The 12,587-nt window shown below is 62.4% G+C and carries 12 protein-coding genes; 11 read left to right on the top strand and 1 reads right to left on the bottom strand.

Annotated features, from left to right (window positions below):
- The first annotated feature begins 1 nt into the window (after position 1).
- The 11 genes from EPJ54_RS10480 to EPJ54_RS10430 all read left to right on the top strand — a co-directional run bounded on the left by EPJ54_RS10480 (position 2) and on the right by EPJ54_RS10430 (position 11,282).
- A complete protein-coding gene (locus EPJ54_RS10480) occupies positions 2-472 on the top strand; it encodes a chemotaxis protein CheW (RefSeq protein ID WP_135211670.1) in 471 nt (156 codons plus the stop codon).
- Positions 469-1,338: a CheR family methyltransferase gene (locus tag EPJ54_RS10475; protein WP_135211669.1), complete on the top strand. Its 870-nt coding sequence runs from the start codon at positions 469-471 to the stop codon at positions 1,336-1,338. The genes EPJ54_RS10480 and EPJ54_RS10475 overlap by 4 nt, the downstream gene beginning before the upstream one ends.
- Positions 1,338-2,375 (top strand): protein-glutamate methylesterase/protein-glutamine glutaminase, encoded by a 1,038-nt coding sequence (locus EPJ54_RS10470; RefSeq protein ID WP_135211668.1) that lies wholly within the window; start codon positions 1,338-1,340, stop codon positions 2,373-2,375. Before EPJ54_RS10475 ends, EPJ54_RS10470 begins: the two co-directional genes overlap by 1 nt.
- A complete protein-coding gene (locus tag EPJ54_RS10465) occupies positions 2,375-2,764 on the top strand; it encodes a response regulator (protein WP_135211667.1) in 390 nt (129 codons plus the stop codon). The genes EPJ54_RS10470 and EPJ54_RS10465 overlap by 1 nt, the downstream gene beginning before the upstream one ends.
- On the top strand, positions 2,761-3,330 hold the full coding sequence (locus EPJ54_RS10460) for a chemotaxis protein CheD (protein ID WP_135211666.1): 570 nt from the start codon (positions 2,761-2,763) through the stop codon (positions 3,328-3,330). Before EPJ54_RS10465 ends, EPJ54_RS10460 begins: the two co-directional genes overlap by 4 nt.
- Positions 3,331-3,338: 8 nt before the next feature.
- A complete protein-coding gene (locus EPJ54_RS10455) occupies positions 3,339-3,722 on the top strand; it encodes a hypothetical protein (protein ID WP_135211665.1) in 384 nt (127 codons plus the stop codon).
- Between the two features lie 4 nt (positions 3,723-3,726).
- Positions 3,727-4,329: a response regulator gene (locus EPJ54_RS10450; protein ID WP_135211664.1), complete on the top strand. Its 603-nt coding sequence runs from the start codon at positions 3,727-3,729 to the stop codon at positions 4,327-4,329.
- Complete coding sequence (locus EPJ54_RS10445) at positions 4,326-4,808, top strand: hypothetical protein (protein ID WP_135211663.1); 483 nt, start codon at positions 4,326-4,328, stop codon at positions 4,806-4,808. The genes EPJ54_RS10450 and EPJ54_RS10445 overlap by 4 nt, the downstream gene beginning before the upstream one ends.
- Before the next feature lie 52 nt (positions 4,809-4,860).
- Entirely contained in the window at positions 4,861-6,519 is a 1,659-nt protein-coding gene (locus EPJ54_RS10440; protein ID WP_135211662.1) for an amidohydrolase, read from the top strand.
- 212 nt (positions 6,520-6,731) lie between these two features.
- Positions 6,732-9,581, top strand: a complete 2,850-nt coding sequence (locus tag EPJ54_RS10435; RefSeq protein WP_239590857.1) for a TonB-dependent receptor — start codon at positions 6,732-6,734, stop codon at positions 9,579-9,581.
- Between the two features lie 63 nt (positions 9,582-9,644).
- Positions 9,645-11,282: a family 43 glycosylhydrolase gene (locus tag EPJ54_RS10430; RefSeq protein WP_135211661.1), complete on the top strand. Its 1,638-nt coding sequence runs from the start codon at positions 9,645-9,647 to the stop codon at positions 11,280-11,282.
- On the opposite strand, the gene EPJ54_RS10425 is transcribed toward EPJ54_RS10430, so the two are convergent.
- Positions 11,279-12,580: a pectate lyase family protein gene (locus tag EPJ54_RS10425; RefSeq protein ID WP_135211660.1), complete on the bottom strand. Its 1,302-nt coding sequence runs from the start codon at positions 12,578-12,580 to the stop codon at positions 11,279-11,281. The genes EPJ54_RS10430 and EPJ54_RS10425 overlap by 4 nt on opposite strands.
- Positions 12,581-12,587 lie beyond the last annotated feature (7 nt).

Here is a 12,587-nt window from a genome sequence, read left to right as displayed (position 1 = left end):
TATGACCAACGACGATATCGAATTCGCCCAGAATCGCCTGGAGCTGATCTCCTTCCGGATCGGCGAACAGGAATATTGCGTGGACATCATGGCCGTCCGCGAAATTCGCGGCTGGGCTGCGGCGACGCCACTGCCGCAATCGCCGCCTTATGTCCGCGGTGTGATCAATCTGCGCGGCGCGGTGCTGCCGATCATCGATCTGGCCAACCGCTTGGGCTTCGGCGTCACCGAACCGAACGCGCGTCACGTCATCATCGTCGTGCGCATCGGCAACCGCGTAGTCGGTCTCCTGGTCGACGCTGTGTCGGAAATTCTCACCACGACCGCCGACGCAATCCAGCCGACACCGGACGTCGCCTGCGATGCAGTGAAGCGTTTCGTTAAAGGCATTCTCGCCGTCGAAGGCCGCATGATCTCCTGGATCGTGCTCGACCAGATTCTGCCTGATCAATCGCTCGAGGAAGCGGCATGAGCAATCCAGCCAGGCGCGGGCGCGAAGAAGAGCCGCTCGTACAAGGCGAATACCATTTCACGGAGGCCGACTTCAAAGCGGTCGCCGCGATGCTGCACGCGGACGCCGGCATTCACCTGCCGCCGGCGAAAGCGACGCTTGTGTATTCGCGCCTGGCCAAACGCATCCGCGCGCTACGGCTCGCGGATTTCGCCGCCTACGTTGCTCTTGTTGGCACGCCCGAGGGCAAGGACGAGCGCGTCAATATGCTCGCCGCGCTCACCACCAACGTGACGCGCTTCTTCCGCGAACCACACCATTTCGATTTGCTGCGCACTCAAATCCTTGAACCGCTCGCCGCGAACGTGAAAGCGGGCGGACGTTTGCGTCTTTGGTCCGCCGGCTGCTCGACGGGGCAGGAGCCCTATTCAATGGCGATGACGGTGCTTTCCGTCATTCCGGAAGCCACACGCCTCGATGTGAAAATCCTCGCCACCGATATCGATCCGAACGTGGTGCAAACCGGCCGTCGCGGGATCTACAACGACGATAACGTCTCGCCCGTGCCGAAGGAAATGCGCGATCGCCATTTGAAGCGTGATCGCGAAACGGGTGATTGGGTGGTGTCGCCCGAGCTGCGCGCGCTCATCACCTTCAACGAGCTCAACCTGATCGGCGATTGGCCGATTAAGGGCAAGTTCGACGCCATCTTCTGCCGCAACGTCGTCATCTATTTTGAAGAGCCGACACAAGAGCGCATCTGGGGGCGCTATCGCCAGCACATGCATCCGCATGCGCGGCTTTATATCGGCCATTCAGAACGCGTGAACGACCCGAATTTCGAGACCGATGGTCTCACGACCTACAGACTGAAACGGGGAGCGTGATGAGCATCCGCGTATTGATCGTCGATGACTCGCCCACGATGCGGGCGATGATCGCCAGCGTGCTGAAGAGTGAGCAGGATATCGAAGTCGTGGGCTCGGCCTGCGACCCGCTCGAAGCGCGCGAAGCGATCAAGGCGTTGAATCCTGACGTGGTCACGCTCGACGTCGAAATGCCGAATATGAACGGCATCGAGTTCCTCGAGCGCCTTATGCGCTTGCGGCCGATGCCGGTGATCATGATCTCGACGCTGACGCAGGAAGGCGCCGACGCCACGCTACAAGCGCTTGAGCTCGGCGCCGTGGATTGCATCGGCAAGCCGCGCGACGGTGACATACGCGCTGCCTTCCGCCCACTGCCGGACATGATCCGCGCTGCTGCGCATTCGCGCGTGCGCTCACGCAATTCCGCCGCGCCGACCCCGGCGCCGACATCTAATTTCCGCCCGAACCGCAATCTGGTTGCGATCGGCTCGTCCACGGGCGGCGTCGAGGCGCTGCAAACCGTGTTGCAAACGTATCCCGCCAATTGCCCGCCGACCGTGATCACGCAGCACATGCCGCCTGTGTTCACGCGCAATTTTGCGATGCGGTTGGATAAGACGTGTGCGCCGACCGTGTGTGAGGCCGAAGACGGCATGGCGATTCAGCCGGGGCACGTGTATCTGGCGCCGGGCGGGGACGCGCACCTGAAAGTCGAGGGCTCGGGCTCCAATTTGCGCTGCAAGCTCTTTGCGTCTGGCGCCGTCAACGGCCACCGCCCGTCGGTCGACGTGTTGTTCGATAGCGTCGCTGCTGCTGTGGGCGGTCGCGCTGTGGGCGTCATTCTCACCGGGATGGGCCGCGATGGCGCGGCGGGCCTGAAGCGCATGCGCGACGCTGGCGCGCGCACAATCGGCCAAGATGAAGCCAGCTGCGTCGTCTATGGCATGCCGCGCGCCGCGCATGAACTTGGCGCGGTCGAAAAGCAATTACCGCTAACTCGCATATCGGCAGCCGTGCTTGAGCTTTGCACCGATGCCATGAAGGGAGCCGCCTAATGCCCGCCGCGTCCAGCATTCGCGTGCTTGTCGTCGACGATCAATTGACGATGCGCGCCCTTGTCCGGTCCGCGTTGCAGCAGATCGGTTTCACCGACGTCAACGAAGCGCCGGATGGCGAAGAGGGCTTGAAGGCGCTCGTCACCAAGGGCGCGCATCTTGTGATTTCTGACTACAACATGCCGAAGATGGATGGTCTCGACTTCTTGCGCGCGATCCGCTCGCACGAGCCGACGAAGAAGACCGCGTTCATCATGCTCACGGGCCGCTCGGACAAAGAGCTTGTGCAACGCGCCATCCAATTCGGCGTGAACAATTATCTGACGAAGCCATTCACCACGGCCTCGCTCAAGCAGAAAATCGAAGCGGTGTTCGGCGCGCTCTCTTGAACACAAGCCTCGCCCCCGCTGCCGCGCCGCGCGAGCGTCTGGTCCATGTCATTCAAGGGCAGTTCCAGATCAGCGACGATCCCAACGTGGTGCTCACCACGGTGTTGGGCTCGTGCGTCGCTGCGTGTGTACGCGATCCCGTGTTGGGCGTGGGCGGTATGAACCACTTTCTGTTGCCTGGCTCGAACGACGGCCGCAACGACAGTATGAAGTATGGCGTCTATTCGATGGAATTGCTGATCAACGGTTTGTTGCAAAAGGGCGCCTCGAAGGGCCGTCTGGTTGCCAAGCTGTTTGGCGGCGCGCGCGTCGTTGAAGGGCTTTCCGACATCGGCCGTCAGAACGCCGAGTTCGCCGAGAAATTCCTCGCGGCGGAAGGCATTCCGTGCCTCGGCAAGAGTCTCGGCGGCGACAAGCCGCGTCGCATTCGCTTCTGGCCGCAATCGGGCCGCATGGCGCAGCTCATCTTGGACTCGAACGACACCGAAGTCTTCAAGTCCGAGCGCAAGCGCGCCGCCGTCGTCACCCCCGCACCGGCCGAGGCCGGCGCGATTGAATTGTTCTGAGGGACCCCATGCGCGCCACTGCAGAAAGCCAAGCGCCGATCGCCGAAGCGGAAGCGCAGCAGCCGCTGGGCGAAGTGCTCGCCGCGGCCGCGGTCGAGTTGCAGCACGCGTACGAACGCGGCTTGCTGCTCGAAACCGCGATCCTCGACATGGTCAAGAATAGCGCGACGGCCGGGCCGGCGACGCACGAGCTGCAACATCTCGATCTTGTGCTGCAACACGTCCACGCTGTGAGCGATTTTCTCGGTGAACTCGCGCGCGCGGGCGGCAATCTGGGCGCGGTGTCCGTCACCGAAGCGCTCGGCCGTGTGAAGTTGGCCGACGTGCGTGATCGTCTCGCCGGCACTGTGTCGGAGCCAAAGGATATCGACGACGATATCCTTTGGGGTTAGCCGCATGAGCGGCGACCTCAACCCCAACGCCGCGATCAATCTCACCAAGGCCGTGGTGCTTGTGGTGGAAACCACGACACACGCCGCCGATATACTCGGCCAGATTCTCAAAGGCTTCGGCGTCGCCGAGACGCATCGCACCAATAGCGTGCGCGAGGCGGGCGAGTTGTTGAAACATAAAGCGTTCGATCTGATCCTGATCGACCCTGATGCTGAAGAGGGCGCTGGTTACGCCATGGTGCGCAATCTGCGCGCCTCGATGGTGGAGCCAAATTGCTTTGCGCCTGTGATCCTGATGTCCGGCCACCCGCGTGTATCACGCGTGAAACAGGCGCGCGATACAGGCGCCAATTTCTTCGTCAGCAAGCCGATTGCACCGAACGTGCTGTTGCAACGTATCCTCTGGGTCGCGCGTGATAAGCGCCCGTTCGTGGAAGCTGGCGCGTATATCGGCCCGGATCGTCGCTTCAAGTTCGAGGGCTTGCCGGCCGACACTGACGGCCGTCGCTCAACCGACATCAAGGATCCGCTCGGCGCCGCCAGCGGGCCGGACATGTCGCAAGACGACATCGATAATTTCATGAAGCCGCAGCGGGTGATGATATGAGTGTGGTGCGCCGCTTTCGGCCCGAGAACCGACTCGCGAAATTGCTGGAAACGCCTGGCGGCGTCAGCGTCGGCCAAGCACTGAGCAAGGCGAGCGCAGCGCTCGAAAGCATTCGCGAATCCTGCATGCAGGCGCTCGATCAGAAGCTCGTCGTGCTTGCAAACATGGCTGCACGCCCAGCGAACGCCGCCCGCGACGAAGCGATGTATCTGCTGGCGAACGAGATATTCAACGAAAGCGGCAGCTTTGGCCTGAGTGAGCTCAGCGCCGCAGCCTACTCGCTCTGCACCTTGCTCGATTCCGAGGATCGCAGCGGCACACGCGCGGCGACCATTCGCGTGCACATCGATTCCATGCGCGCTTTGCGTCATCCCGATATGGCCGGAGACCAGGCCGCGCGCGCCGCCGTGCTCGAGGGCCTGCGCAATCTTACCGCGCGCCACATCGAGCCGCTGCTGACCGAAGAGCCGTCGACTTAAGCTTGCGCTTCGCGCGTCTCTGATTACCCCTAGTGCGACAGGGGAGATCGGCATGCGCAATTGGAACCGTAGAGATTTTGGCGGCGTCGCATTTGGCGTGCTGGCCGCTGGCTGTGCGCATGCTAAGGCAGCGCCCGATCTCATCATTCATGGCGGCCCGATCTATACAGGCGTGAGCGCCAATCCGCGCGTTGAAGCATTGCGCATTCGCGATGGCCGCTTCGTTGCGCTCGGCTCTCTCGCGGATGTCAGCGCCAACGCGCGCGGCGCGCGTGTACTCGATCTTGCGGGCGCGGCAGCCTATCCCGGCTTTAAGGATGCTCATTGCCATCTCGGCGGCGTCGGCATGGCGGCGATGGTGCTCGATCTGGTTGGCGTTGAGTCAATCGCTGCACTGCGTGAGCGCTTGCGCACCTATGCGGCCTCGCATCGCGAAGGCGCCATCTACGGCCGCGGCTGGATCGAAACCCATTGGCCCGAGCGCCGCTTTCCCAATCGCGCTGATCTTGACGACATCGTCGGCGATCGCCCCGTGTTTCTGGAGCGCGTCGACGGGCATGCTGGTGTCGTCAACGGCGCAGCACTCGCGCTCGCGGGCATTGATGCGAGCACCGCAAATCCTGCTGGCGGCAGCATTGAGCGCGATGGGCAAGGTCGCGCCACCGGCATGCTGATCGATAACGCGACGAGCCTGGTGCAAAGCCGTCTGCCGGCGCCCACGCCCGCCATGCAGCGTGAAGCGCTGGCGCAAGCGTTGCGGCTCTACGCGTCGCGCGGTTGGACGGGCGCGTCCAATATGAGCACAAGCCTCGCGGAAGCCATGCTGTTGCAGGAATTCGCGGCCGCAGGCGAAGCGCCAATCCACACCGATATTTACCTGACGCCCGAAGATTCCGAGATCGTCTTTCAGCGCGGGGCTTTCGCTATCGGCAATGCCTCTGTGCGCGGCGTGAAGCTCTACATGGACGGTGCGCTGGGCTCACGCGGCGCTGCATTGCTCGCCCCGTACTCGGACGCGCATAGCGATGGCTTGCTTGTCACGCCGCCAGATCAGCTCCGCGCGTTCCTCACGCGCGCGCGTGCAAGCAATGTGCAAGTGGCCACGCACGCCATTGGCGATCGCGGCAATCGCTTGGTGCTTGACGCTTACCGCGACGTGTTCGCCAATGATGCAGCCGCTTCACGCGCCGCGCGCTGGCGGATTGAGCACGCGCAGGTGCTCGCGCGCGAAGACATTCCGCGTTTCGCAGCCCAAGGCGTGATCGCGTCCATGCAGCCCTCACACGCGATCAGCGATTTGCATTTTGCGCCGTCACGTCTTGGTCCCGATCGGCTCGCGGGCGCATACGCGTGGCGGTCGTTGCTTGATAGCGGCGCAATCATCGCGGCGGGCAGCGACGCGCCCGTGGAGAAGGGCGATCCGCTGATTGAGTTTTACGCGGCAGCGTACCGCCATGACCTCAACGGTTTCGCCGGCGACGATTGGCGGCTGGACCAAGCTGTCGGTCGCGCGGAAGCGTTACGCATGCTTACCTGGGCGCCGGCCTTTGCGTGCTTTGCCGAGGCTGAGCGGGGCACGATCGAGGTGGGCAAACGCGCGGACGTCAGCGCCTTCTCGATCGACCTCATGAATGCCGAAGCGCCCATGATTTCAACGGCGCGGGCCGTGTTGACGGTATCGGATGGACGCGTTGCGCACGAGGCGCTGTAACCTGGCGCCAGCCCAAGTGGGGCGCAAACGCAACAGAGAAGGGGCAGAGTTTCGCCAAAAGGGAGGATTGAGCTTGCCAAGGGGACATTTCGTGTCCTATTCGTGAAATAGACACCGGTGGCAAAGACCAAGAAAACGGTGTCATGGGATCGAAACGCGGCCGGAGAGGGTGGGAAACCGCCGATCGTCCAGCCTGTCGGGGAGGGAGCGTGATGGCGGTGAAGTCGTCGAATAAACAGCGTTGGACTTTGAGCGGCACGTCGTTGGCCGCGCTCAGCATGGCCGTCGGCATGGGTGTAGGCGGCGTCGCTTTCGCTCAGGACGAGGCAGCCGAAGAAGAAGAAATCGTCGTCACGGGTTTCCGTGGCTCGCTCGCGGCCTCAATCGACATCAAGCGTGACGCCACGACCATCGTGGATTCCATCAGCGCCGAAGACATCGGCGATTTCCCCGACCTGAACCTCGCTGAATCGCTCCAGCGCGTGCCGGGCGTTCAGATTGACCGCGACGGCGGCGAAGGCCGCTCCATCAACGTGCGCGGTTTGAGCGCCGATTTCGTCCGCGTTCAGCTCAACGGCATGGAAGCATTGGCCACGACCGGCGGTCGTGACGGCCGCGCCAACCGCAACCGTCAATTCGATTTCAGCGTTTTCGCTTCTGAACTCTTCAACAACGTCACGGTGTCCAAGTCCCAGGAGGCGGCGGCCGATGAAGGCTCGCTTGGCGCCACGGTCGGTCTGCGCACCGCGCGTCCGTTCGATTTCGATGGCTTTGAGTTGGCGTTCGGCGGCCAAGCTTCGCACAACGATTTGTCTGAACAAACCGATCCGCGCGCGACCTTCCTGATCAGCAATCGCTGGCTGGATGGTGATCTAGGCGCGCTGTTCTCGATCGCGGTCGCTAACCGCAATACGTTTGAAGAGGGCTCAAGCTCGGGTCGTTTCCGCGTGCCAGCCGACGACGGCTGCGCTGGTCCGAACTACGTTAACATAACGCGTTGCTACCAATCGGTCGGCACCATCACCGACGCCGATGGCAACGTGCTCGTCGGCGCCGCTGCGCGAACCGCCGCCGCCAACGGCTCGCACCCGCGCATCCCGCGCTATGGCCGCATCGGCTATGATCGCGAGCGGCTTGGCGCGACGCTTGCTCTGCAATGGGACCCTGCGGATTCCACGCGCGTTTCGCTGGACACGCTCTATGCGCAGTTCAGCCAAGAGCGCACGGAAGAATTCCTCGAAGTCATCAGCTTTGCCCGTGAAACCGGCGTGCAAGGGCTTCGCGCCGTCGATCTTGTGAGCGGCGTGCTCGATGACAATCGCAACCTGGTATCCGGCACGTTCAACGACGTGGATATCCGCTCAGAGCAGCGCATTGACTTGCTTGAAACGGAGTTCATCCAGAGCTCGCTCAATATCGAGCACGACTTTAGCGATCGCTTCAGCATGAGCGCGCTGGTCGGCCTGTCGCGCGCCATGGGCCGCAACCCGCAGCAAACGACGATCTCCTTCGAGCGCTACGACGTTGACGGCTATTCCTACGATTATTCGGACCCGAACCTCCCCGAGTTTGACTACGGGTTCGACGTCACCAATCCTGCCAATTGGGTGTACAGCGCCTCAACGGCCGCAGGTGACGCTTCTCTTATCCGCCTGCGTCCGAACAAGACGCTGAACACCTACGAAACTGCGCGCGTCGATTTCGAGTATGAGATCAGCGATGCGTTGAGCTTGAGCTTCGGCGCATCTACCAAGGAATTCGGCTTCGACGTCCAGGAATGGCGTCGTGCGTCGGAAGCCTTGCCGGCGAGCGTGCTGACGCAATTGGGGCTCAACGGCTACACCATCGCCGACTACTCGACGACAGTGACCGGCTTCGGCAGCGGCATGGATCTGCCGGCCGGCACGCCGACAACGTGGGTCGTGCCGGATCTCAACGCGCTCAACAACATCATCGACTTCGACTGCAATTGCATCAATTCCTACGGTGACTTCCGCCTGGCGCCGCACCCGGCCGAGACGCGCTCAGCATACGAGCGTTCGAACGGCGCCTATGTCCAGCTCGATTGGAATACGGAACTCGCCGGCATCGGCGTACGCGGCAATGTCGGTGTGCGTTATGTCGAGACCAATTTGACCTCCACCGGCATTCTCAGCGGCAACGAAATTACCGTTGAAAATTCCTACAGCGACACGCTGCCGTCGTTGAATTTCGTGGTCGAGCCGGTCGACAATCTGCTCATCCGCTTCGCGGCGGCGAAGACGATGGCGCGCCCATCGCTCGACTCTTTGACGCCCGGCGGCTCGGTGGACGCCAGCCCTCCTGGATTGACGCTGAACACGGGCAATCCGTTTCTCGACCCGATCCGATCGACCAATCTCGACTTGAGCATCGAGTATTATCCGTATGACGAAGCGCTTTTCTCGGTCGCCTTCTTCAGCAAGGAAATCGACAGCTTCGTCCAGCGTCTGCGTCGTAACGTGCCGTACTCGGACACGGGCTTCCCGCTCGATCTGCTGCCGGTTGGCGTGACGGGAGCGGACATCTTTGAGGTGACGTCCTGGCTCAATTCGCCCGGCGGCGACCTGACCGGTTACGAGATCACTCTGCAGACACCGTTCTCGTTCTTGCCAGCGCCGTTCAGCGACTTTGGCACGGTGCTGAACTACACCAGCATCGAGTCGGAGTTCGACTACATTACCGATCCGAACACCGGCAACACGGTTACGGAATCGCTTGTCGGCCAGTCGCCGACATCCTGGTCGGCCACGCTCTATTACGAGCATGGTCCCTTCGAGGCACGCGTTTCGGGCACCTATCGTGACGAATATCTGACGCTGGTGCCGGCGCAGAACGGCAACGATGTGGAGGGCAAGGCCGAGCAGATGAACGTCGATTTCTCGGCGTCCTATGATGTCAACGAGCGCCTGACCTTCTCGTTCGAAGCGCTGAACCTCACGGATCAGTACGACGAGCGTTGGATCAACACCCAGCGCAAGAACAGCCTGAACTACGAGCATACGGGCCGCGAATTCGTCGTCGGCTTCCGCTACAATTACTAGGCACATTGAGGGCCGCGTCATCGCAAAGGTGACGCGGCCTTTTCATGTTTCGAGGTTGCCGCCATGACCACGCGTCGCTTGTTTATCGCGGGGGCAGGGGCAAGTTCTTTTAGCGTATTGTCAGGCTGCGCCAGTACAATTGCGGCGCCGACTGCCCCACGGCGTGAAGGAGAGATCACCAGCGCTGGTCTCGATTGGGCGCATCTTGAATGGCGCCGCGGCTTCGAGGGCCAGCGCCGCGCCGATCTTAGCGACGGCACATTTCTCAATCCGATTTTCTCCGGCGACCGTCCGGACCCGTCGATCATCCGCGACGGCGACATCTATTACATGACGTTTTCGTCGTTTGACGCGTATCCAGGTCTGTTGATCTGGGCGTCGCATGACCTGGTGAATTGGCGGCCGCTACAAGCGGCGCTGCGCACGCCGATTGGTTCTGTCTGGGCGCCGGATCTCTGCAATCACGACGGCCGCTATTATCTCTACATTCCCGCCCGCACGCCGCAGCATCGCTCGATCTATGTGATCCACGCGGAGAGCATCGAAGGGCCGTGGAGCGAGCCGATCGATCTGGGTCTGCCGCGTCATATCGATCCGTGCCACGCCGTTTCAGAAGATGGCCGGCGTTTCCTCTTCTTGAGCGGTGGCGATCGCGTCGAACTCAGCGCCGATGGTCTCTCGCTCGCCGGCGCGGTTGAGCATGTCTATGATCCGTGGCGCTATCCGGAAGATTGGACCGTTGAGAGCTTCTCGCCGGAAGGTCCGAAGATCACGCGCCACGGCGACTATTTTTACATGATCACCGCCGTCGGCGGCACGGCTGGTCCGCCGACGGGGCACATGGTCATCGCTGCGCGCGCGCGATCGCTGCATGGGCCGTGGGAAGATTGCCCGCATAATCCGATCCTGCGCACGTGGTCAGCGCGCGAGAAATGGTGGTCGCGCGGGCACGCCACTTTGATCGATGGCCCAGATGGCGGCTGGCATCTTGTCTATCATGGCTACGAAAACGGGTTCTGGACGCTGGGTCGCCAAACCTTGCTCGAACCCGCGGAATGGACGAGCGACGGCTGGTTCAATCCGCGCGGCGGCGATCTTTCGCGCCCATTGCGCAAACCGCTTCCGCATCTGAGCGCCGATCACGGCGCGCCGCTCAGCGATGACTTCAGCACCGATCGTCTGGGCGTTCAGTGGGCCTTCTACGATCCGGGCGCGAACGAAGCGCAGCGTTTGCGGCGCGGCGATTTTGGTCTCGGTATGCGCGGAAAGGGGACAAACCCTGGTGATTGCTCGCCGCTCGCTTTCATCTGCGGCGATCTCGGTTATGAGATAGAGACTGAGATCGAGGTCGATGACGGCGCCGAAGCGGGCGTGCTTCTGTTCTACAATCGCCGCCTCTATGCGGGACTTGGCTTTGACGCGCGCGGTCTCGTCATGCATCGCTATGGCTTGCAGCGCCGTGGCGCTGCACCCGGAGGTGACAATGCCCGCCGATTGTTTCTGCGCCTGCGCAACGACCGCAACGTCGTCACCATCCACCATTCACGTGACGGCGCGAATTGGACGCGCTACGGCGTGCAGATGGAAGTCTCGGGCTATCACCACAACACGATGGGCGATTTCCTGAGTCTGCGCCCGGCGATCTACACCGCCGGCGCAGGCGAAGCGCGCTTCAAGCGTGTGACGTACCGAGCCCTCTAGCGCGGCACGCCACGTTCTAAATCCCAGCGCGCGGGATCGAAGGGCGCGCCTACTTCTGCATAAGTCGGATAGCCGCCGACTTCGTTCTGGCTGTCGATCACATCGCCGCGCCCGGCCTCGACATCCGCGATCAAGCGCGCATCGATCGGATCGCGCGCCCAAGGTCGCGCGCCTGCATTGCGCAACACCGAGGCAGCGACGCTGCTCGATGGCTGCGCCTGCAAACCTTGCGGCCACGGTGTTTGCGCGGCGACTTCGATCAATTGCGCTGCGCCATCGCCAAAGCGCCCGAACAGAGCAGGGGCTACAGCGCCCGGCGCAGCACTGACGAGATTGTCGCGCGCATGCAGCTCAAGTGGGCCTTGCCCACCGAGCGCGATCGCGATCGATTCCGCCGGTGTTGATGGACCCGCGCGAAATTCATTGCCTACGATGGCGATGTTGCCGGTCTGGTGCGGCTGACCTTCCCATTCGGCGGCGTGCAGATTGTAGTGCAGGAAGCGCCGGCCGGGATTGTAGATCAGGTTGTTGACCACCGCCCCCGAGGCGCCGCCTTTGAACAGCGGATTGCGCTCACGGTTGTTCATGTAGAGGTTGCCCGCGATCAGCACGTCCTGAACATTGTCGTGGATCAGGCTGCCCTTTGAATGCTCGCCCTTCGAATGCGTCGCGTTCGAAAGCCCTTCGGCGACGATGTTGTTTGTGAAGCTGATCCGATGCGATGTGCTTTCGCGCCATTCGGCAGGCGTGGCGCCATCAAAGCGGCGGCCTGAAGCGGAAAGATTCTCATCGGTCGCCCACGTGATCGAGCAATGATCGACGATCACGTCATAGGCCCCAGCTTCGGTGACGATCCCGTCGATCTCCCAGCCGCTTTGCGGCGCCCGGCCGGCATCGCCAGGGCGGACAAAGAGGTGACGCAGCAAAACATTGTGCGTGCGAATGCGCATGCCGCCGCGAATGAGCGTGACGCCAGGGCCGGGCGCGGTTTCACCAGCGATGGTGACGAAGGGCTGGCGCACCTCAAGCACTTCGCCGTTCAGATCGATCACGCCGCCCACTTCGAACACGATGATGCGCGGGCCTTCCTCGCGTAGCGCCGCGTCCAGCGAGCCTGGACCTTCCGTCGCGAGCGAGGTGACGCGCACGATCCGTCCACCCGCGCCGCCATATGGCCCACGCACCCAGCCGTGTGATGTTGGCGCGGGTGCGGGAATTGTCGCGCAGGCGGCGCTTGGGAAGGCGGCGGCGCTGGCGCTGAGCGCGAGCAGGGTGCGGCGAGAAATCGGGCTGTGCATGCGAGCA

The organism is Vitreimonas flagellata, assembly GCF_004634425.1.
Taxonomy (GTDB): domain Bacteria; phylum Pseudomonadota; class Alphaproteobacteria; order Caulobacterales; family Aquidulcibacteraceae; genus Vitreimonas; species Vitreimonas flagellata.
The sequence above is the reverse complement of the archived record's forward strand: the minus strand, read 5'-3'. Positions and strand labels throughout refer to the sequence as shown.

Excerpts from the sequence above, each read along its gene's own strand:
- EPJ54_RS10450 (WP_135211664.1), top strand. The coding sequence starts at position 3,727 with ATGAGCGGCGACCTCAACCCCAACGCCGCGATCAATCTCACCAAGGCC.
- EPJ54_RS10455 (WP_135211665.1), top strand. The coding sequence starts at position 3,339 with ATGCGCGCCACTGCAGAAAGCCAAGCGCCGATCGCCGAAGCGGAAGCG.
- EPJ54_RS10465 (WP_135211667.1), top strand. The coding sequence starts at position 2,375 with ATGCCCGCCGCGTCCAGCATTCGCGTGCTTGTCGTCGACGATCAATTG.
- EPJ54_RS10435 (WP_239590857.1), top strand. The coding sequence starts at position 6,732 with ATGGCGGTGAAGTCGTCGAATAAACAGCGTTGGACTTTGAGCGGCACG.
- EPJ54_RS10445 (WP_135211663.1), top strand. The coding sequence starts at position 4,326 with ATGAGTGTGGTGCGCCGCTTTCGGCCCGAGAACCGACTCGCGAAATTG.
- EPJ54_RS10430 (WP_135211661.1), top strand. The coding sequence starts at position 9,645 with ATGACCACGCGTCGCTTGTTTATCGCGGGGGCAGGGGCAAGTTCTTTT.
- EPJ54_RS10480 (WP_135211670.1), top strand. The coding sequence starts at position 2 with ATGACCAACGACGATATCGAATTCGCCCAGAATCGCCTGGAGCTGATC.
- EPJ54_RS10470 (WP_135211668.1), top strand. The coding sequence starts at position 1,338 with ATGAGCATCCGCGTATTGATCGTCGATGACTCGCCCACGATGCGGGCG.
- EPJ54_RS10425 (WP_135211660.1), bottom strand. The coding sequence starts at position 12,580 with ATGCACAGCCCGATTTCTCGCCGCACCCTGCTCGCGCTCAGCGCCAGC.
- EPJ54_RS10475 (WP_135211669.1), top strand. The coding sequence starts at position 469 with ATGAGCAATCCAGCCAGGCGCGGGCGCGAAGAAGAGCCGCTCGTACAA.
- EPJ54_RS10440 (WP_135211662.1), top strand. The coding sequence starts at position 4,861 with ATGCGCAATTGGAACCGTAGAGATTTTGGCGGCGTCGCATTTGGCGTG.